Annotated in this window: 8 protein-coding genes; all 8 read right to left on the bottom strand. The window is 74.8% G+C overall.

Translation table 11 applies throughout. The annotated features are described in order from the left end of the window. Positions 1 to 2: 2 nt before the first annotated feature. The 8 genes from ACIBG7_RS13655 to ACIBG7_RS13620 are packed head-to-tail and all read right to left on the bottom strand — an operon-like array spanning position 3 to position 21,694. Positions 3 to 1,820: an AMP-binding protein gene (locus tag ACIBG7_RS13655; protein WP_397336340.1), complete on the bottom strand. Its 1,818-nt coding sequence runs from the start codon at positions 1,818 to 1,820 to the stop codon at positions 3 to 5. Next, the gene (locus ACIBG7_RS13650; RefSeq protein WP_357923569.1) at positions 1,817 to 7,132 is read right to left on the bottom strand and encodes an amino acid adenylation domain-containing protein; all 5,316 of its coding nucleotides are present in this window, start codon (positions 7,130 to 7,132) and stop codon (positions 1,817 to 1,819) included. The genes ACIBG7_RS13655 and ACIBG7_RS13650 overlap by 4 nt, the downstream gene beginning before the upstream one ends. Next, a complete protein-coding gene (locus ACIBG7_RS13645) occupies positions 7,129 to 7,296 on the bottom strand; it encodes an MbtH family NRPS accessory protein (protein ID WP_357923571.1) in 168 nt (55 codons plus the stop codon). Before ACIBG7_RS13645 ends, ACIBG7_RS13650 begins: the two co-directional genes overlap by 4 nt. Before the next feature lie 5 nt (positions 7,297 to 7,301). Continuing rightward, on the bottom strand, positions 7,302 to 12,356 hold the full coding sequence (locus ACIBG7_RS13640; RefSeq protein ID WP_397336339.1) for an SDR family NAD(P)-dependent oxidoreductase: 5,055 nt from the start codon (positions 12,354 to 12,356) through the stop codon (positions 7,302 to 7,304). Positions 12,357 to 12,367: 11 nt separating this feature from the next. Beyond that, positions 12,368 to 15,685: an amino acid adenylation domain-containing protein gene (locus tag ACIBG7_RS13635; protein WP_397336338.1), complete on the bottom strand. Its 3,318-nt coding sequence runs from the start codon at positions 15,683 to 15,685 to the stop codon at positions 12,368 to 12,370. Next, entirely contained in the window at positions 15,682 to 18,729 is a 3,048-nt protein-coding gene (locus ACIBG7_RS13630; RefSeq protein ID WP_397336336.1) for a thioesterase domain-containing protein, read from the bottom strand. Before ACIBG7_RS13630 ends, ACIBG7_RS13635 begins: the two co-directional genes overlap by 4 nt. Continuing rightward, a complete protein-coding gene (locus ACIBG7_RS13625) occupies positions 18,726 to 20,336 on the bottom strand; it encodes a beta-ketoacyl synthase N-terminal-like domain-containing protein (protein ID WP_357923579.1) in 1,611 nt (536 codons plus the stop codon). The genes ACIBG7_RS13630 and ACIBG7_RS13625 overlap by 4 nt, the downstream gene beginning before the upstream one ends. Continuing rightward, on the bottom strand, positions 20,333 to 21,694 hold the full coding sequence (locus ACIBG7_RS13620; RefSeq protein ID WP_397336335.1) for a DUF6002 family protein: 1,362 nt from the start codon (positions 21,692 to 21,694) through the stop codon (positions 20,333 to 20,335). The genes ACIBG7_RS13625 and ACIBG7_RS13620 overlap by 4 nt, the downstream gene beginning before the upstream one ends. Between the last annotated feature and the right edge of the window lie 4 nt (positions 21,695 to 21,698).

Genomic DNA, 21,698 nt, shown 5'->3' with positions numbered 1-21,698 from the left:
GCTCAGGTGCCGGGGCGGGTTCGGGCCTGGCGGCGGCGGGCGGCGCGGTCGGTGGCGGCGGAGGTGAGGGAGACGTTCACCTCCGCCGCCGAGGTCTGGGTCTGGCTGAGGTGGGCGGCGAGGGAGGTGACCGTCGGGTGGGCGTAGAGGGTGGCGAGGGGCACCTTCACCCCCAGCGACTCCTCCAGGCGCCGCTGGACCCGGCCCATGCGCAGCGAGTCGCCGCCCAGGTCGAAGAAGGCGGTGCTCGCTCCCACCCGCTCCAGGCCGAGGACCTCGGACCAGATGGCCGCGATGGTGCGGGCGGGCTCGCCCACGGGTGCGGGGGAGTCCTCGGGCACGACGACGGGGTCGGGCAGGGCGTTGACGTCGATCTTGCCGGTCGGCGTCAGCGGGAAGGCGTCCACCGGAACGATCCGGGAGGGGACCATGAAGGCGGGCAGGGCCTCGGCCAGCGCCTCGCGGACTCCGGTGGCACGGCCCTTCACGTAGGCGACGAGCGAGCCGTCGCGCACCGCGACCGCGGCCCGGTCGACGTCCGGGAGCGCGGCCAGGGCCGCCTCCACCTCGCCCAGCTCCACCCGGTTGCCCCGGATCTTCACCTGCCGGTCGGCCCGGCCCTGGTAGAGCAGGAGGCCGTCGGGCAGCCAGCGGCCCAGGTCGCCGGTGCGGTAGAAGCGGGTGCCGTCGGAGTCCACGCCGAAGCGCGGGTCGTCCACCCGCCAGTACGAGGCCAGGTGGGCGCTGCGGATGACGATCTCGCCGACCCCGTCGGTGACCGCCCGCAGCTCGACCCCGGCGCCGTCGAGGGGCCGGCCGATCGGCACGACCCCGGCGCCCACGCCCTGCCCGGCCTCGATGGCGGCCGTCGTCAGGTGGTTCTGGACGGCGAAGGAGATCTCGGTGGCCCCGTAGCCGTTGATGAACACCGACCCGTCGGGGAAGTGCGCCACGAACCGTTCGAGGTCTCGCCGTACCACCTCCTCGCCGCCGAGCAGGACCGCGCGCACGCTCGCCAGCCGCCGGCCGGGGGCCAGGGAGTCGAGCAGGTGCCGGTAGACGGTCGGCGTCGAGTGGTAGACGGTGACGCCGTGCGCGTCCAGGTGCGCGGCGAGGTCGTTGAGCCCGTGCCGGTGCAGGTCAACCGGTACGGCGGCGCCCCCGTTCAGCACGGCGGAGAACCCGTCGGTCACCGCCATGTCGAAGCTGAACGACGACAGCACGCTCACCCGGTCGCCCGGCCCCAGCCGCAGGTTCGCGGTGTGGGTGCGCACCTGGAACAGCGCGTTGCGATGGGTCTGCACGACGCCCTTGGGCACCCCCGTGGAGCCGGAGGTGAACAGGATGTAGGCGGGCGCGTCCGGATCCACTGTCACGGGCGTGAAGCCTGCCGTACCGGTGGGGACGACGTGCGGGACCCCGGGAGCCAGCCGCGCGGCCAGCTCCCGGTGCCGCGGCGAGATGACGACCGCGTCGGGCTCGGCCAGCTCGGCCATCTGCTCCAGCCGCCGGACCGGGTAGAGCGGGTCCAGGGGGATGTAGAGCGCCCCGGCGCTGAGCGCGCCGAGGATGGCGGCCATCAGGTCGGGCCCGTGGTCGACCAGAATGGCCACCCGCTTGGCCCCGTCGACGGCCGCGGCGACGGCCCGGGCGCGGGCGCCGAGTTCGGCGTAGCTGAGCGTCTCGTCGGTGCCGATCACCGCGGGCCGGTCGGGGTGCTCGGCGACGACCTCCCAGAACCGGCCGTGGAGGCTGCCGGCCTCCCAGGAGGTGTGGGCGGGGTCGCCGCGGTGCAGGTGGGCGAACTGTCCGGTGGTCATGAGCGGGCCGCCAGTTGCTGGATGCCGATGAGGTCGTCGGGCAGGGCGTCGGGCAGGTCGGTGTCGAGCCCGGCCAGGACCTTGGTGCGCAGGCCGATGGCGGCGGCGAGCGCCAGGCCCGCGCCGCACAGCAGGTACGCCAGGGCCAGGCCGCGGCCGGGTCCGGTGCCGATCAGCGTGCCGAGGGTGCCGGCGAGCGCGCCCTGTTGCTGCATCAGCGGCTCCAGGACGCTGCCCGCCAGCGGCGTCAGCACGCCGAAGCCGAGCGGGAAGGCCGCCCACGAGATGGCCTGGTTGATGGAGACCACCCGGCCGTGGAAGCGCTGCGGCACCTTGATCTGCACGATCGTGGTGTAGACGCCCTGGCTGAGCGCCAGCCCGAAGCCCATGCCGAACAGGCCGAAGGCGATGAGCGGCAGCGAGGGCCGCAGGCCCGTGACGAAGCAGCACGCGGCGACGAGCAGCGTGAAGGTCATCAGGCGGACCATGCGCCGCTTCTGCGGGCCGCCCCACACCGCCATGAGCAGGCCGCCGAGCACGGTGCCGATGCCTTCGGCGAAGGCGACCGCGCCGACGTCGGCGGTGGTGCCGAAGCCCAGGACCATGGGGGAGACCAGGAACAGCGGGGCGGCGAGCAGCAGGTTGAGCACGGAGAAGTAGATCAGCATCGCGCGGAAGCCGCGGTTGCCCCACGAGTACCGCAGTCCTTCCGCCATCTCCTTGAGCAGCGGCTCGCGGCGGCGGCGGCCGAGCAGGTCGGGGAAGCGGACCATGACCAGGACGGTGACCGCCACGACGTAGCTGGCCACCGGGATGGCCAGGACCCCGCCGAGGCCGAGCGCGGCCAGCAGGCTGGCGGCGATCAGCGGCATCACCAGCATCGCGGTGCCGTTGACGAGCTGCGCGACGCCGTTGGCGTGGCCGAGGTAGCGCTTGGGCGCGAGCTGCGGGATGGAGGCGGTGAAGGTGACGCGTTCGAAGACCGAGGCGATGCTGAGCAGGCCCACCAGGACCAGGATCGGGACCACGCTGGTTCGTCCGGTGAAGACGAGCGCGGCCATCGCCGCCTGGCAGGCGCCCGCCGCCAGGCTGGACAGCAACAGCACGCGGCGGCGGTCGTGCCGGTCGGCCAGCGCGCCGGCCAGCGGCATGACGATCAGGCCGGGAGCGTACGCGAGCACGCCGACCAGGCCGAACCACACGTACGAGCGGGTCTCGGTGAAGATCCACACCGGCACGGCCCACTGGGTGAGCGCCGAGCCGAGCAGGGACAGGAGCTGCCCCAGCGTGACGGCCAGGAAGCGCCGCAACGCCGGATCGGCCGGGGGAGCCGCAGCAGGCGTCGCAGCGGCCTGCCCGGCAGCCTCCGGTGCAGCCGGGGTCGCCCCGGAGACGCCTTCGAGCCGCCAGGTCTCCCCATCGAGCTCGCCGGTCAGGGAGAGGTGCGTCTCGGTGAGGATGCGCGCCAGCTCGCCCGCCCGGTGCTTGACGAAGAAGTGCCCCGCCTCGTCCAGGACCACCAGCGCGGTCGTGCAGGTGAGGAAGCCCCACTCGGTGTAGCGCTCCTGGTGGTAGTCGGTCAGCGGGTCACGCTCGCCGACGACCGAGATGATCGGCGCCCGCAGCGGCGTGGCCTTCTCCTCCAGCAGCCGGGTGAAGTACGCCTCGGCGTTGCGCGTGTCGTGCCGCATGTTGGCCACGATCCGGTCGGCCTGCGCCGGGTCGAGCTCGTCCATGTCGACGCCCATGCCCTTGAGCCAGTTGGCGTGGTGGCGGTTGCTGGACTTGCTGTCGAACCAGGTCAGGAACTTGCTGACCGCGCCGGTCGGCCGGGCGGCGGGGAAGACGCCGCCGGTGTAGACGGCCCGCACCTCGCGTCCCGCCGCCTCCAGCCGGCGGGCCAGCTCGATGACCAGCGCGCCGCCGACGCCGCAGTGCCCGTAGAGCACGATCGGGCCGGACACCCGCGCCAGGATCTCCTCGGTCGAGCGGGCCGCCAGCTCCTCGAAGGGCAGCGCCTCCTCGTCCAGGCCGACGTCGTGGCCGGGGATGGCCAGGGAGTACAGCGCGTGCCCGGCGGGCAGCGACTCGGCCAGCGGCAGGTAGACCACCGCGCTGCCCCCGCCGTACGGCACGCAGACGATCGACAGCTCGGCCTCGCGCGAGGAGCGCTTGGTGAGCTGGTGCAGCAGCCGCCGCTCGGTCTCCTCCGGCCCGTCGATCAGCTCGGCGAGCTGCCGGATGGTCGGCGAGGCGAACAGGTCCATGACGCTGACCTGCCGCCCGGTGGCGTCGGTGAGCCGGCGCAGCTTGGCCACGACCTGGGTGGCCAGCAGCGAGTGGCCGCCGAGCTCGAAGAAGTCGTCGTCCACGCCCAGGCCCTCGATACCGAGGACCTCCGACCAGATCGCGGCGATCTCGCGCTCGGTGTCGGTGCGCGGGGCGACGCTCTCGGCGACCAGCAGGCGCTGGCCCTCGGGCGCGGGGAGCGCCTTGCGGTCCAGCTTGCCGTTGGTGGTGGAGGGGAAGCGGTCCATGGTGACGAACGCGGTGGGCACCATGTGGTCGGGCAGTCGCTTGCGCAGCTCGACGCGGAGCTGGGCCAGGTCCGGCTCGGCGTCGACCGCGAGGTAGCCGACCAGGCGCTTGTCACCCGGGGTGTCCTCGCGCACCAGCACGACCGCGTCGCGCACGCCCGGCTGGTCGCGCAGGGCGGACTCGATCTCGCCCAGCTCGATGCGCAGGCCGCGCAGCTTGATCTGGCCGTCGGTGCGGCCCAGGAACTCCAGCGTGCCGTCGGGCCGCCAGCGGGCCAGGTCGCCGGTGCGGTACAGGCGGCTGCCCGGCGGGCCGTACGGGTCGGGGACGAAGCGGTCGGCGGTCAGCGAGGGCCGCCGGTGGTAGCCGCGCGCGACCTGGACGCCGCCCACGCACAGCTCGCCGGCCACGCCGGGCGGCTGCGGGCGCAGGGCCGCGTCGAGCACGTAGATCGTGGTGTTCTGGATGGGTCCGCCCAGCGGCGCGACGGTCTCGCCGTCGATGCCCTCCGGGGTGACCGGCCACCAGGTCACGTCCATGGTCGTCTCGGTCGGGCCGTAGATGTTGACCAGCCGGCAGCCGGGCAGCGTCCGGCAGAAGCGCGCCCCGACGTGCCCGGGCAGCGCCTCGCCGCCGCTGGTCACCACCCGCAGCGAGGTGCAGGAGGAGACGTCCTCCTCCAGGAAGACCGCGAGCATCGACGGCACGAAGTTGGTCACCGTGACCCGCTCGGCGTTGATCAGGTCGCGCAGGTAGGCGGCGTCCTTGTGCCCGCCCGGCTTGGCCAGCACCATGCGGGCGCCGGTCTGCAGCGGCCACATGAACTCGCGCATCGACACGTCGGCGCTCATCACCGTCTTCTGCAGCATCACGTCGCCGGGGCCGAGCCCGTGGCGGCGCTGCATGTCGTCGATGTGGTTGACCGCGGCCGAGTGGGGCGTCGGCACGCCCTTCGGCCGGCCGGTCGAGCCGGAGGTGTAGATCATGTACGCCAGGTTGGCCGAGGTGGCCAGCGGCTCGGGGTCGTGGCCGGGTTCGTCCCAGGGCTCGTCCAGCGGCACGACCTGCACGCCTTCGGGCAGCAGCCCGAGCAGGTGGCTCTGCGCCAGCAGGACCGGCGCCTGCGCGTCCTCGACCAGGAAGGCCAGCCGGTCGACCGGGTACTCGGGGTCGAGCGGCAGGTAGGCCCCGCCCGCCTTCATCACGCCGAGGATCGCCGCGACCAGCTCGAAGGAGCGCTCGGCGCAGACGCCCACGAGCGTCTCCGGCCCGACGCCGCGCCCGCGCAGGCCGTGCGCGATGCGGTTGGCCATGGCGTTGATCTCGGCGTAGCTCAGCGTGCGGCCCTCGAAGGTCACCGCGGGCGCGTCCGGGGTTCGGGCGACCTGCTCCTCGATGAGGCCGTGCAGGGTGGCCTGGTCCTGGTACGGCGCGGCGGTGTCGTTGCGCCCGTGGACGTGCCAGTCGTACTCCTCCGGCGAGACCAGCGGCAGCTCGGACACCCGCAGCGAGGGCCGGCCGACCGCCTCGGCCAGCAGCCGGACGTAGCGCTCGGCCAGCGCGGCGGCGCTCGCGGCGTCGAACAGGTCGGTGGCGTACTCCAGGCGGCACTCGCCGGAGGTCAGCTCGAAGGCCAGGTCGCGCCGCGAGGTCCCGTTGCCGTAGCCGGTGCCCGAGTGCGGCAGGTAGTTGAGGCTGATCTGGAACAGCGGGTGCACGCCCGGGTCGCGGCGCGGGGAGACCGCCTCGACGACCTTGTGGAAGGGCACCTCCTGGTGCTCCCAGGACTCCAGGATCTGCTCGCGCTCGCGCTCGACCAGTTCGGCGAAGGTCGGGTCGCCGCTCAGGTCGCTGCGCAGGACCACGTTGTTGACGAACATGCCGATCAGCGGCGCCAGCTCGGCCCGGTCGCGCCCGGCGACCAGCGCGCCGATCACGATGTCGGACTGGCCGGACAGCCGGTGCAGCAGCGCGGCCAGGGCGGCGTGCAGCACCATGTAGGTGCTGGCCTTGTGCTGCCTGGCCAGCGCGTTCACCGCCGCCAGCAACTCGGCGCCGAGCGTGAAGGTCACGTCGGCGCCCCGGTGCGAGGGCAGCGCCGGCCGGGGCCGGTCGGTGGGCAGGGCGTGCACGGGCGGCAGGTCGGCCAGCCGCGCGCGCCACCAATCGAGCTCCGCCTCCAGCGCCTCGCCCGACAGGCTCTCGCGCTGCCACGCGGCGAAGTCGGCGTACTGGATGGCCAGCTCGGGCAGCTCGGCCGGGCGGCCCTCGACCGCCGCCGCGCACAGCTCGCGCAACTCGGCGGCCAGGTTCTGCTCGGAGCCCGCGTCGACCACGGTGTGGTGGGCGACGAAGGCCAGCCGCCAGCGTTCGGGCGCCAGCCGGACGATGGTGGCCCGCCACAGCGGCGCCGACTCCAGGTCGAGCGTCAGCTTGCCGTACCCGGCCAGCAGTTCCTGGAGCCGGGCCTGCTGCTCGGCCTCCGGCAGGTCGCTCAGGTCGGCCAGGTCGGGCGCCACGGGCACCTCGTCCAGCACGACCTGGGTCAGAGCGCCGTCGACCACGCGCAGGCCGGTGCGGAGCGTCTCGTGCCTGCGCACCACCTCGGCCAGCGCCTCGGTGATCGTCTCGGGGTCGAGCGGCAGGTCGAGCGGGGCGGCGTCGACCACGTTGTACGCCGGGACGTCCCCGGCGAGCTGCGCGGCCAGCCAGACGCGCTCCTGCGCGAAGGAGGCGGGCGCCAGCCACTCGCCCACCTGGACAAGTTCGGTCACCGGCGCACCCGCTTCGGCCGCATGTCGGTCCAGACCTGGTCGATGTGGTCCAGGCAGGCCTGCCTGTCACCCTCGAAGCCGGCGGGACGCCAGCCCGCGGGCAGCGGGCTCTCGGCGGCCCAGATGGAGTACTGCTCGTCGTCGTTGAGTACTACCAGCCACATGGTGGTCACCTCCGGGACAGTCTCGGGATCGTGGTGGGCGCCGGCTCCTTGACGCTGAGCTGCTCGACGCGGGCGGCCATCTGGTCGACCGTGGGCGCCTCGAACAACGTGCGCATGGGCAGCTTGACGCCGGTCGCCGCCCTGATCTGGGCGATGAGCTGGACGGCGACCAGGGAGTTGCCGCCCAGGTCGAAGAAGTCGTCGTCGCCGCCGACGCCGGCCACGCCCAGCACCTCGCCCCAGATGCGGGCGATGGTGCGGCCGAGCTCGGTGGCCGGCGCGTTGTACGGCGTGGCCCGCTCGGCCGGCGCGCCCGCGGCGGCCTGCGGGACCGCGAGCGGTTCGCGTTCGCGTTCGGCCACCTCGGCGAGCGCGACCGCGCTGACCACCACCTGCGGCCCGAGCCCGGAGGCCAGGACCGCGCGGAAGGCCTCGGCGCCTTCGGCCGGCCGGATGCCGGTCCGGTCGGCCTCCTTGACCGGGGCGGCGGCCCGGGCGACGTCCAGGCCCGCCGCGTCCACCCGGCGCAGCAGGAACTCCTCGATCTCCACCAGCACCGCGCCGCTCTCGTCGAACACCGTCAGGTCGGCGGCGACCAGCTCGGCAGTGGTGCTGCGGTGGCGCAGGTGACTGTAGAAGCGGGCGGGCAGCGGCGCGTGCACCAGCAGCCGGCCGTAGCCGAGCGGCAGGTAGGTGCCGCTGCGAGAGGCGCCGAAGGAGGTGGCCACGTCCAGCAGCGCCGGGTGCAGCACCCACTGGCCGGCCTCCTCGGGGAAGACCGCCTCGACCAGGGCCAGCTCCTCGCCCTCGCCGTGCCAGACCTGCCCGGGCTCGCGCCAGTGCGGTCCGAAGGTGATCGCGCTCTCGCCCGGCTCGGGCGTGGCCGGCCGCAGCCGGCCGAGCAGCTCGCCCGGTTCGACCTTCGCCGGGATGGCGCTCACCCAGGCGGCGCCGCCGGAGGTGCGGGCCCGGCCGCCCGCGGCCACCTCGAAGCGGCCGTCGGTGACCGTCACGCTGACCTCGGTGGGCTCCAGGACGGCCAGCGGCTCGGCGAACACCACGTCGCTCAGCTCGATCGCCTGGCCGTCCTGGCCGGGCACGCAGGCCTCGAAGGCCGCGCGGGCGAGCTCGAGCTGGGCGGTGCCGGGCAGGACCGGGGTGCCGCCGATGCGGTGCTCGTCCAGGACCCAGTGCGCGGCGGCCGACAGCACGCCCCTGACCACCGGGCCGCTCCTGGAGCCGAGCAACTGGTGGCGCACGGGGTCGCCGCCGGTCTCGACGGCCATGCCCACCTCCAGCCAGCCGCCCCAGTTGATGGCGACCACGCCTTCGTGGGCGCGGGCGAAGGCGTCCTGGAAGGCGTTGGCCGCGGTGTAGTCGACCTGGCCGAGGCCGCCGGTGAGCGCGGTCACCGACGAGCACAGGGCGAAGAAGTCGAGATCCTGGTCCTTGAAGGCGTTCCAGAGCGCGATCGTGCCGGCGACCTTGGGCGTCAGGACCCGCTCGACCTGGTCGGGGTCGCGGACCTCGATCATGCCGTCGCCGGGCAGGCCGGCGGCGTGCACGACGCCGTCGAGCCCGCCGTAGGCGGCCAGGACCCGCTCGGGCGCCGGGTCGGTGACGTCGGCCTCGACCACGGTGACCTGGCCGCCCGCCTGCTCGATGCGGCGGATCGCGGCCAGCGCCCGGGCCGTGCGGCTGTCGTGGGCCGACAGCCCGGTACGGCTCAGCAGCACGAGCCGGGCCTTGTACCGGGTGCCCAGGTCCTCGGCCAGGGTGATGCCGATCCCGCCGAGGCCGCCGGTCACCAGGTAGCGGCCGCCTTCGCGGATCGCCTCCCCGGCTGGTTGCGGGGTGACCGGCTCGAAGGCGCGCCGCCAGCGCCGGGCGCCGCGCAGGGCGACCGGCTCACCGGCGGGGGCGCGCAGCTCGGCCAGGACGGCCGCGTCCTTGGTGGCGGCGTCCACGTCCACGTGCGTGACGGTCAGCCCGGTCAGCTCCAGCGGCGCCACCTGGACGATGCCCGCGACGGTGGCGTGTTCCGGGCAGGTCAGGTCGCCGCCGAGCGGGTCCTGGGTGCCCTGGGTGAGCACGTCCAGGCGCAGGCCCTCGGCGGGCACGGACTGGAGCAGGTGGAGCAGGCTGAGGAAGCCGCGCTCCTGGACCGGCTCGCCGTCCAGCGCCCAGGCGTGCACGATCCGGGTGGCCGGGAGCGCCGCGGCGAGGGCCTGGTAGTCCTCCGCCGCGCCGGGGCGCAGGGTGTAGCCGCCGTCCACCGCCTCGAAGGCGGCGCCGGGCCGTACCTCGACGACGGTGGTCCCGGCCGCGCGCAGGGCGGCGGCCAGGCGGGAGCCGCGCGGGCCGTCGGCGAACAGCAGGCAGGCCTCGATCGGCTCGCCGGGCTCCGCGGGCGGGAGCTGGTTCCAGACCGGGACCTCGTACCAGGAGGTGCGCCTGGGCGCGGGGGTGACGGCTCCGGCGCCCGGCTCGACGAAGTGGCGGGTGCGCTCGTAGGGGTAGCCGGGCAGCGAGACCCGGCGGCCCTGCGAGGACAGCTCGACCGGGACGCCCGCGACCCACAGCCGGGCGGCGGCGCCGTACAGGACGGTGAGGTCGGAGGCCTGCTCGCCGGGGCCGGGCAGGCTGGAGGCCGGGGCGAAGGCGCCGGCGGCGACCGCGTCACGCAGCTGCATGCGCGCCAGGCTGGACAGTTGCTTGCCCGGCCCGCACTCCAGCAGCGCCCAGTCGCCGGGGGAGGCGGTCAGGGTGCGGACGCACTCGCCGAACAGCACCGGCTCGCGCAGGTGGCGGGCCCAGTAGGCGGGGTCGGTGGCCTGGGCGTCGGTGATCCAGGTGCCGGTCACGTTGGACAGGAACGGCACCTGCGGCGCCTGCCGCGGCACGGCGGCGACCAGGGCGGTGAACTCGTCCAGGATCGGGTCCATCATCGCCGAGTGGAAGGCGTGCGAGGTGCGCAGCGGGGTGCAGCGCATGCCCTTGGACCGCAGCAGGGCCGCGAACGCCTCGATCGCCTCGGTCGGCCCGGCCACGACGCAGGCGCCGGGCCCGTTGACCGTGGCGACCGAGACGCCTTCCGGCAGCAGGTCCGCCAGCTCGGCCGGGTCGCGCTGGACGGCCAGCATCGAGCCGGGCGGCATCGACTGCATGAGCCGCCCGCGCGCCGTGACCAGGCGTAGCGCGTCCGGCAGGGCGAAGACGCCGGCGACGGTGGCGGCCACGTACTCGCCGATGGAGTGGCCGATCATGGCCGCCGGGCGCACGCCCCACTCCTGCCACAGGCAGGCCAGGGCGTACTCGACGGTGAACAGCGCGGGCTGGGTGAGCCTGGTCTGCCCGAGCTCCTCGGCGGTCAGCTCCGCGCGCACGTCCACGCCGAGCTCCGGCAGGAGCAGCTCGGCGCAGCGGTCCACCGCCGCGGCGTAGGCGGGCTCGGCGGCGTAGAGCGCGGCGCCCATGCCGGGGTACTGCGCGCCCTGGCCGGAGAACAGGAAGGCGACCGAGGGCTCGCCCGCCTGGCCGCTCTCCCAGCGCTTGCCCAGCGCCGAGGCGTCCTCGGCGACGATCGCGGCGCGGTGCGGGTAGGCGGTCCTGCCCACCCGCAGGGTGTGGGCCACGTCGGCGAGCGTCACGTCGTCGGCGGGCGACAGCCCGTCCACGTGCTCGATCAGGCGCTTGCGCGCGGCCTCCAGCGCCTCGGGCGTGCGCGCCGACACCTGGATCAGCGCGGGGCCCTCCGCCGCGACCGGCGTGCGGGGCGGCGCCTCCTGCAGGACCAGGTGCGCATTGGTGCCGCCGATGCCGAACGAGCTGACCGCCGCCCGGCGCGGGCCCTGCGCGTTGTCCCACTTGGTGAGGCTGGAGGTGACGTAGAACGGGGTGGCGTCGAAGTCGATCGCCGGGTTGGGCCGCTCGTAGTTGACCGTCGGCGGGATCAGGCCGTGCTCCATCGCGAGCACCGCCTTGATCAGGCCGACCACGCCGGAGGCCTGGCTGAGGTGGCCCAGGTTCGACTTGACCGAGCCCAGGCCGCACCAGCCGCTGTCGTCGTGGTCGCGGCCGTAGACCGCGGTCAGCGCCGCGACCTCGATCGGGTCGCCCATGGCGGTGCCGGTGCCGTGCGCCTCGACGTAGCCGATGGTGCGCGGGTCGACCTCGGCCATGCCCAGCGCCTGCGCGATCACCTCGGCCTGGCCCTGCAGCGAGGGCGCGGAGAAGCCGACCTTGGTCGCGCCGTCGTTGTTGATGGCGTTGCCCAGCACGACGGCGCGGATGTTGTCGCCGTCCTCCAGCGCGTCCGACAGCCGCTTGAGCGCCACGACGCCGACGCCGTTGCCCCACATGGTGCCGTCGGCCCCGGCGTCGAAGGGCCGCACGTGGCCGGAGGAGGAGGTGTAGCCGTCGAGGGCGACGTAGCCGCGGCTGTAGGGCAGCTCGATGCAGACGCCGCCGGCCAGGGCCATGTCGCACTCGGCGTTGCGCAGCGCCTCGCAGGCCAGGTGGATGGCGACCAGCGAGGTCGAGCAGGCCGTGGTGACGCTCAGGCTCGGTCCGCGCAGGTTCAGCCGGTAGGAGACGGTGGTGGCGATGTAGTCGGGGTTGTTGCCGACCGACAGGCCGAGCAGGCCCGCGCCGGCGACGCGCGGGTTGGTGCGCAGGTTGAGCCACTGGTAGGTGCTCGGGCCTGCTCCGCCGTACACGCCGATCTCGCCGTCGTACTGCCCGGGGTCGTAGCCCGCGTCGGCGAGCGCGGCGTGCGACTGCTCCAGGAACAGCCGCTGCTGCGGGTCGGCCAGCTCCGCCTCGCGCGCGCTCATGCCGAACAGCGGCGCGTCGAAGCCCTCCATGTCGGCCAGCACGTGCACGGCCGGCACGAACGCCGGGTCGTCCAGCTCCTCCTCGGTGACGCCCAGCGCGAGTTGCTCCTCGCGGCTGAAGACGGTCACCGACTCGACGCCGTCGACCAGGTTGCGCCAGAACTGCGTCAGGTCGCCGGCCCCCGGCACCCTGGCGCTCATGCCGATGATCGCGATGGGTTCCACGCTGAACTCCGTCACAGCCGGCCTCGCTTCCTGCGTTGGTCGGACCGCTGGCGGCGGGCCTGCGCCCGCTGGTCGGCCCGGTTGAGAAGGGGTGCGCCCGTGTCGCCGTCGAGATAGCTCGCCAGCGCGCGGACGGTGGTGTGCTGAAAGAGGTCCACGACGGCGGGCCGCCGTCCGGTCCGTTCGGCCAGGCGGTCCTGCACGACGAGCAGGGACATCGAGGTCCCGCCCGCGTCGAAGAAGTTGTCGCTGACGCCGACGCTCTCGCGGCCGAGCACCTCGCACCAGACGGCGGAGACCAGGAGCTCGGTCTCGGTGACCGCGACGCCGCCCCTGGCGGCGGGCCGTTCCGGTACGGCAGGCGCCAGGACGCCGGCCCGCAACGCCTCCAGCCCGTCGGCGTGCAGGCCGGTGACCGGGCGGCCGGGCTCGGCCGTGCCGCCTTCCAGGAGGGCGGCGTAGGCGGCGACGAGCGTCTCGATCCTGTCCCGGTCGAACAGGTCGGTGTTGTAGACGCAGTCCACCGCGTGCCCGCCGTCCCGTTCGGCCACGTAGACGGTCAGGTCGAAGGGCGAGCCGGGCTGGCCCGCCTCCAGGCTGCCCGCGCGCACGCCCGGCAGGTCCAGGTGCGGCGCGGGGAAGTTGTAGACGTTGAACAGCACCTGGACCAGCGGCGAGCGCCGCGGGTCGCGGGGCAGCGCGAGCGCCTCGACCACCGTCTCCAGCGTCGCGCCCGGATGGGCCAGCGCCGACAGCAGCTCGTCGGAGGCGGCGGCCACCCGGTCGGCGAAGCTGTCGCGCTCGCCCATCCGCAGCCGCAGCGGGGTGATCTCGACGAAGAAGCCGACCAGGTCCTGGAAGGCCTCGTGCCGCCGGTCGTCGATCGGGGTGCCGATCACCAGGTCGTCACGGCCGGTGACGCGGCGCAGCAGCTCGCCCAGCCCGGCCAGCAGCACCGCGGGCACGGTGACGCCCAGTTCGCGGGCGGCCCGGTCGAGGTCGGCGCCGAGCCGCCGGGTGACCATCGCGCCGTTGTAGGTCTGCGCGGCCGGCCGGGGCCGGTCGCCGGGCAGTTCGAGCACCGGGGCGACGCCCGCCAGGTGCTCGCGCCACCAGGCCAGGTCGCCGGGGCCGCGCCGGGCGTCCCTGGCGGCCCGCCAGGCCGCGTAGTCGGCGAAGGCCGCGGGCGGCGGCTCCAGCGGGCCGTGCCGGTAGGCGCGCGAGAGGTCATCCAGCAGGGGCCGCTGCGACCAGCCGTCGAAGACCGCGTGGTGGAAGGTCAGCACCAGCACGTGCTCCTCGGGCGCCCGCCGGACCAGCACGGCCCGCCACAGCGGCCCGGTGGCCAGCTCGAAGCGGTGCCCGGCCTCGGCCTGCACGATCGCGTCGAGCTCGCCGTCGGTCACGGTGAACGGCGCCTCGCCGGGCGGGTCCACCTCCACGTACGGCAGGCCGCCCGCGTCCGGCACCCGCCAGCGCAGCACCTCGTGCCGGGCGGCCACCGAGGCCAGCGCCTTGCCCAGCGTCTCCACGTCCAGCGGGCCGCGCAGGTGCTCGACGAGCTGGATGTTGTAGGCGGAGCTGTCGGGGGCGAGCTTGTCCAGGAACCACAGCCGCCTCTGCGCCGGGGTGAGCGCGGGGACGCTGCCGTGCGGGAGCGGGTCGGGCTCGGTGAGCGCCGCGGCCACGCCCTCCAGGGTCCTGGCCGCGTAGACGTCCTCTACGGCCACCTCCAGGCCGAGCTCCTCGCGCAGGGCGGCGACCAGCCGCATGACGCCGATGGAGTCGCCGGAGGCGAAGAAGTCGTCGTCGAGCCCCGCCTCGCTGGTGCCGAGCACGCGCTGCCAGACGGCGGCGACCTGCCGCTCCCGCTCGGTCACCGGCGGGCGGGCGGGCGCGGCCGGCTGCTCGCGCAGCGCGGCGGTGTCCACCTTGCCGGAGGGCAGCAGCGGCAGCTCGGGCAGCAGCAGCACCCGGGTGGGCAGCATGGCGCCGGTCAGGTGCCTGGCGCAGTGCTCCAGGACCTCCTCGGCGGTGGCGGTGTCGGGGGTGCAGTAGGCGACGAGCCGGCCGTCGACCAGTTCGACGACGGCGTGGGCGAGCTTGGGGTGGGCCCGCAGCACGGTCTCCACCTCGCCGATCTCCACCCGCTGGCCCCTGATCTTGACCTGCCGGTCGGCGCGGCCCAGGAACAGCAGCTCGCCGTCGTCCTGCAGCACGACCAGGTCGCCGGTGCGATACAGCCGCCCGCCCGGCTCGCCCCACGGGTCGGGCACGAACCGCTCGGCCGTCAGCCCGGGCCGTCCGAGGTAGCCCCGGGCCAGGCCGGGCCCGCCGATCAGCAGCTCACCGGGCTGGCCGGGCGGCACCGGCCGCAGCCGCTCGTCCACGACGTGCAGGTGGTGGCCGCCGAAGGCCCGGCCGAACGGCAGGGGACGCGTCCAGGTCCCGCTGGTCTCGAACGCGGCGACCGCGACGGTGGCCTCGGTCGGGCCGTAGGCGTTCAGGAACCGCCGCCCGCCGGCCGACCAGCGCTCGACCTGCTCGGGCCCGGGAGCCTCCGCGCCCGTCATCATGACGCGCAGCGCCGGCAGCCCGGCCGGGTCCAGCAGCGGCAGCAGCGGCACCGGCAGGATGGCGAAGCTGACCTCGTGCTCGGCGGCGAAGCGCTGGGTCCTGGCGGCGTCCCGGCGGTCCTGCTCGTCGACCAGCATGAAGGTGCCGCCCGCGGCCAGCGTCACGGCCAGCTCGGCCACCGAGACGTCGAACAGCAGGCTGGTGAAGCCCAGCGTTCTGAGGTCCTCGCCGGCTCCGATCAGCTCGCCGCAGCCGTCGGCGAAGGCGGACATCGCGGCGTGGCTGATCATCACGCCCTTGGGGCGGCCGGTGGAGCCGGAGGTGAACAGCACGTAGGCCAGGTCGTCCGGCCCTGCCGTACCGGCGGAAACCGAACCGCTCCCGCCGGTCACGGGCACCAGGTGCGGGGCCTCGACCAGGCCGGCGGTCTGCTCGTCGACCACGATCACGTCGAGCCCGGCGTCGGCGGCGATCTCCGCCCGGCGCGCGGGCGGGCCGTCCGGGTCGAGCGGCACGTAGGCGCCGCCCGCGAGCAGTACGCCGAGCAGTCCGGTCACCATGGACGGCGTGCGGCGCAGGCAGACGCCGACCAGGCGGTCGGGGCCGACGCCCAGCAGGCGCAGCTCGGCGGCGAGCGCGCGCATCCCGGCGGCCAGCTCGCCGTAGGTGACGACCTGGTCCCACTGCCGTACGGCAGGCGCGTCCGGACGGCGCGCGGCGTGCTCGAGGACCAGGTCCGGCAGCGTGGTCATGGCATCCCCAGCGGGTCGGTGGTGTGCAGGCGGAGCTCGGTGAAGTAGCGGCGGCCCTCGGCGTCGGTCAGCCAGGCCTGCTCGGGACCCGGCAGCATCTCCGTGATCACCAGCCGGGTGCCCGGGTCGCCGGCCCGGCGCACCATCGCGCACAGCAGGGCGGCGTACAGCGGGCTGCCCAGGTCGACGTAGGTCGGCTTGATCTCGGTGGACAGCTTGACGAAGACCCGCTCGGGCAGCCCGAGGCGGCGGCGCCAGGCACGCACCGCCAGGTAGGCCTCCTTCTCCCCGCGCACCTCGCCCAGGCCGCTCTCGCCGGTCGTGGTGCGCCAGGTCTCGCGCGCCACCACCAGCCGGTCGATCGTCAGGCGCGGGGTGTGGCCGCGGGCGGCGGTGAGCTTGAAGCCGTCCACGGCGTGCATCGACATCAGCCCGGCGAACATCTCCAGCAGCGGCCGGACGGTCCCGTCCGGCCAGGTCGCCACCAGCTCGCCGTCCTGCTCGCCGACCAGCACGGAGGCCGCGCTCAGCAGGGCGCCGGGGTCGGCTCCCTGCGCGGCCGTCCAGCCGAGCTGCCGGTCGGTCGGGCCGTCCAGAGTGGCGGCCATGCGGCCGGTGAAGCGCGGCCAGCCCTCGGGCGGCAGCGGGTGCACCCGGTCGGGGCCGAGGTCGGTGACCATCGCGGTGCGCAGGAACTCGGGGTCGGGATGGGCCCGGGTGAACACCGCGCAGTTGAAGGTGGGCCAGGCCGCGTGCAGCTCGCCCAGGACGATGAGGAAGTCGCCGTTCCTGATCGCCTCCGCGCTCTCGGCGCAGATCTGCAGGTCGGGGCTGTGCAGCCGGGCGGTCGACCAGCCGGGGAGCACGGCGGGGAAGGCCCGCTCGGCGGCCTCGGCCAGGTCGGCGGCGGTGAAGCGGAGCTCCTGGACCGGCTCGTCGGTGAGGCCGAACAACCTGGTCCAGCGGGCGGCGAACTCCTCGGCGACCGTGTCGACCGGGCGGTGCCCGGCGCCGAACAGCGCCCCCTGCGCCAGGAACCACAGGTCGGCCAGGCGCACCCGCTCGTCGGTGGCCCGCAGCTCCTCGTACAGCTCGCGCAGCGCGGCCCCGTAGGCGGCGGCCAGTTCGGCGGTGAGCCACCGGGCCGCGCGCAGCAGCAGCGCCAGCGGCTCGGCCAGGGCCTCCAGCACCGGAGCGCCGAAGGCGACGTGCACGTCGCGGACGGTGTCCTCGTAGACCAGGCCGCGCCCGGCGTAGGTCTGGCCCGCCTTGCGTTGCGCGTCCAGGCCGGTGACCTCGGTGAACTCGCTGTCCATGGCGCCCAGCGCGCGCAGCAGCGCCTCGGGGTCCCCGGCGGCGGCCGCGACCCGGTCACGGGCCGCGCACAGGCGGTCGAGCCCGGCCAGCGCCGCGTCGAGGGCCTCCTCGGCGGAGGCGGGCGCAGCGGCCTTGGCCTCGGTCAGCAGGCGGTGGAGCCGTACCTCGGTGTCGGGCGCCTGCGGCAGCTCGCCCCAGGACAGCAGCCCGCGCTCGGCCAGCCGCTCCAGCAGGACCATCGCGTCGTCGGCGGTCCGGATGCCGGCCTGCCCGCTGACCCCGTCGGCCACCGCCGCGGCCGACCTGCGGCCGTCGCACAACGCCAGGACGGCGGCCTCGGCGGCCGACAGCACGATCGGCGGCTGCGCGGGCCGGTGCAGCTCGCGGCCCTCCAGCGCCAGGTGTGGCTGGAGGGCGAGCGGCAGGCAGGGCCGGATGTCCGGGTCGGCGGCCAGGCGGGCGGCGTAGGCGCGGATGGCCCAGTCCTCGAACCCGACCCGCCGCTCGCGCACCAGCCCGGGACCGGGCTCGACGGTGATCGCGGGGCCGTCGGCGTCGATCCTGGTCCAGGTGACCGGGCCGAAGAAGCCGATGGTCTCGTTCTTGGCGCAGTAGCGCTGCCAGTACTTGGCCAGCATCAGCTCCCGCGAGCGCCGCCGGTGGTTGCGCGGCCCGGGCGTGGCCAGGCCGTCCAGCGACGGCAGCATGGTGCGGTTCTGCCAGATGACGGCCTCGCGCAGCAGCGGGTCGGCGGCCAGCTCGGTGGCGCGGGCCGCCATCTCGGCGACGGCGGCCTCGAAGGTCTTGTCGAACAGGTCGCCGCCGGCGTCGGGACCGCCGCGACCGTCGGGACCGTCGGGGTCGCCGGCGGCGTCCAGGTGCTCGTCGGCGGCCAGCGCCAGGTCGGGCGCGGCGAACAGCTCCAGCCCCTCGGCCGGGAAGCCGGTGCTGCGCAGGATCGCCTCCCGCCACACCGACCAGCCGGTCCGGCCCAGCGGCGTCAGATGCGGCCGCTCCAGCAGGTCACCGGCCACGACGCCCAGGATGCGCTCCATCGACTCGTGCAGGAAGAAGTGCCCGCCCGGCTCGACGTGCAGCTCGAAGCCGGCGCTGGTGTGCTCCTCCCAGTACGGCATGGCCCCGGTGACCGGGTCGTCGGCCCCGCCGAAGGCGGTGATCGGCACCGGCAGCGGCTCCTCGGCCTCGTAGCGGTAGCCGTCCAGCCAGGCGAAGTCGCCGCGCAGGATGGGCAGCACCAGCTCCAGCAGCTCGGGGGAGTCGAGCACCTCCCGCGGCATGCCGCCCAGGGCGCTGACCCGGGCCAGCAGCACCTCGTCGGGCGCCTGGGACAGCCCGTCCAGCGGGTCGATCCGGTCCGGCGGGCGGCAGCCGCCCAGGTACAGCCGCTCCGGCAGGCGCTCGCCCCGGCGGCGCAGCTCGCGCACCACCTCGAAGCCGACCCGGCCGCCCATCGAGTGGCCGTACAGCGCGTACGGTCGGTCCGCCCGCGCGGCGATGACCTGCGCGAGCTCGGCCACGTCGAAGCCGATCGGCTCGGTGATGCGGCTCTCGCGGCCGGGCGGCACCACCGAGAGCACCTCCAGGCCGGGATCGGCCGCGGCGGCCCAGCCGTGGAAGGCCACGGCGCCCGACCCGGCGTACGGCAGGCAGAACAGCAGCGCCCTGGCCTGCGGCCGGGGGCGGGGGACGCTGAACCAGCGGCTCATGATGCTTTCTCGATCCAGTAGGGCTCGCGCTGGAAGGGGTAACCGGGTAGCGGTACCCGGCGGGCGTGCGCGGCTGCCGGGAGGTCCACCGCGTCACCGCGTTCCCAGGCCGAGGCCAGGTCCCGCAGGTCCGCGGGGGCGTCCGGGGCGGGGCCTCCGCGCAGCAGGGCGACGGCCTCGGCGGCGTCCCGGGCCACGACGGCGAGGCGGTGCGGGAAGGCGCGGCGGCCGGCCAGGGTGAACGCCACGTCGTCCAGGCGGCACGGCTCGGCCTCCAGGAACCCGGCCAGGTTCGCCGCGGCCTCCCGCAGGGCCTGCTCCGACCGGGCCGACAGGACCAGCACGTGCCAGCCGTCCTGCTCGGGCGCTCGCTCGGGGGCCTCGAAGGACTCCACGATGACGTGCGCGTTGGTGCCGCCGAGCCCGAACGAGCTCACGCCCGCTCGCCGAACCGCCAGCTCGTGGTTCTTGACCGGCACGAAGAACGGCCCGAACTCGATCTCCGGGTTCGGGGTGGTGAAGTGCAGATTGGCCGGGACGATCCCGTGCCGCACCGCGAGCACGGCCTTGATCAGCGCGGCGGCGCCCGCGGCGGCGTCGAGGTTGCCGATGCCGGTCTTGACCGAGCCGAGCGCGCACGAGCCGGCCGGCAGCCCCGCGCCGAAGGCCCGGGTGAGCGCGGCCACCTCGATGGCGTCGCCGGTCGCGGTGCCGCTGCCGTGCGCCTCGACGTAGCCGATGTCGCCGGGCGACAGTTCGGCGCCCGCCAGCGCCTCGGCGACCACCATGGCCTGCCCGGCCAGGCCGGGGGCGGCGAAGCCGGCGCGGGCGGCGCCGTCGTTGCCGACCGCCCAGCCGCGCAGCACCGCGTAGATCTGGTCGCCGTCCTGCACCGCGTCGTCCAGGCGCTTGAGCGCGAGCACCGCGACGCCGCTGGAGTAGGCGGCGCCCTGGGCCTCGGCGTCGAAGGCGCGGCAGCGGCCGTCGGGCGAGACCAGCCCGCCCGGCGTGTGCCGCCAGCGCGGCTCGGTGACGCTGACCCCGCCGGCGAGGGCGAGGTCGCAGCGGAAGTCCAGCAGGTTCTGCGCCGCCGTACAGATCGCGACCAGCGAGCTGGAGCACGCCGTCTGGACGGCCATGGCGGGACCGGTCAGGCCGAGCCGGTAGGCGGCCTGGGCCGGCAGGTAGTCGGGCGCCCAGCCCGCCGGGTGCTCCCAGTCGCCGTCGAACTGGCGGAACAGGAAGTAGCGGTTGGCAGAGGACCCGGCGAACACGCCGACCAGGCCGTCGAAGCGCTCCGGATCGCACCCGGCGTCCTCCAGCGCCACCCAGGACTGCTCCAGGAAGAGCCGCTGCTGCGGGTCCATGCGCAGCGCCTCGGCCGGGGAGACGCCGAAGAAGCCGGCGTCGAACCCGGCCACGTCCTCCAGCCGGCCGCCCGCCGGGACGCCGGTGCCTGGCTCGATGCCCAGCTCCAGCAGTTCCTCCGGGCGGTAGTCGTGGATCGCGTCCACCCCGCCGAGCAGGTTGCGCCAGAAGGCCCGCACGTCCGGCGCCTGCGGGAAGCGGCCCGCCATCCCGACGACGGCGACTGCTAGCTCGCTCACGGACGCAGGACCGCCTCGGCCACGTCCTCGACCGACGCGACCTGGATCATGGCGTCGCTCTCCAGCAGCCGGTAGTCGGCGGCGCCGTAGGAACCGGACCCGTGCACGACGATGTCGCGGCCCTCCTCGACCAGCCCGCGGTCCACGGCGTTGGCCACGCCGGTGAGCGCCATCACCAGCGACCACTCGCGCAGCGCGCGCAGGTCGGCGGGCAGCGCGCACGAGGTGGGCGCCAGGAGCTCGCGAAGCTGCGGGTAGCGCTCGACGCACTCGGCCAGGGAGACCACGATGCCGTCGCCGCCGAAGCGCTCGATCAGGTCGTTCATCGCCGGGGAGGTCGCCGGGCGGTGGGTGTAGAACGTCGGGTCGAGCACCTCCTGCGGGTCGTAGGTGACCTGCGGGAAGCGGGGGTCGGCCGACTGGCGGAACAGGCCCTGGCCGTCGGGCTCGTAGGCCGGCAGGCCCTCCCGGTCGAAGCTGCCGTGCCGCAGGTTGAGCACCATGTCGGGGGTGCCCAGGTGCTGCACGAGCAGCGTGGCCGGGCGGGTGTCCGGCGAGGCCAGGCCGTCCTCCTCCAGGACGTCGCGGCCGCGGTGGTAGCCCAGCATGCCGAAGGCGCTGGAGACGGCGTGGGCGTGCAGGCGCGGCACCGGGCCGATCGGGTCGACCTCCTGCTCGAAGAAGGCCCGCGCGGTGTCGGCGACCAGGTAGTTGGCCAGGTCCAGGGAGTACCACAGGCGGCCGGGGACCTCGGCGGCGTGCTTGTCGGCGAAGGCCCGGCCGATGGCCTTGACCTCCTCGGGCTCGGGGCCGGTGTAGAGCAGCAGCGGGTTGAGCGCGCGCAGCGCGGGGTCGGTCGACAGCCGGCTGGAGCGCAGCTTGCCCAGGCAGGAGGCGGGGGCCAGCACCACGACGCGGAGCTGCTCCGGCTCGACCAGGCCGGCCTCGATGGCGCGCAGGACCGCGTCGCGCAGGGCGGTGCCCTTGTTCGCCGAGGTGGGCGAGAAGATCGTGACCGGCTCGCCGTAACGCCGGATGTACTCCACCGCGCGGGCCACGATGAGCAGCGAGGCGAACGTCTTGGTCGTGCCCGTGCCCGGGTTGCGGGTCAGGTCGAGCAGCGTCAGGCGGTGCCCGCCGTACTGGCCGAGGTGCTGCCAGGCGGCGGTGGCGGGCGCCAGGAAGTCACGCAGCGGCTGGTCCAGCTCGGGCAGCAGGAAGCCGGGGGAGAACGAGCCGCCGTCCCGGATCGGGGCCGGGTCGCTCACGCAGGCGGCGATCGCGCGCGGCAACCTGTCGTAGAAGTCGACGAGCAGGTTGGCTTCCCGGGTGGCGGGAGACAGAACGGAATTCGGCATGCTG

Origin of the sequence: Nonomuraea sp. NPDC050328, assembly GCF_044459405.1 — a bacterium.
In the GTDB taxonomy this organism is placed as follows: Bacteria; Actinomycetota; Actinomycetes; order Streptosporangiales; family Streptosporangiaceae; genus Nonomuraea.
This window is presented reverse-complemented; position numbering and strand designations above follow the sequence as displayed.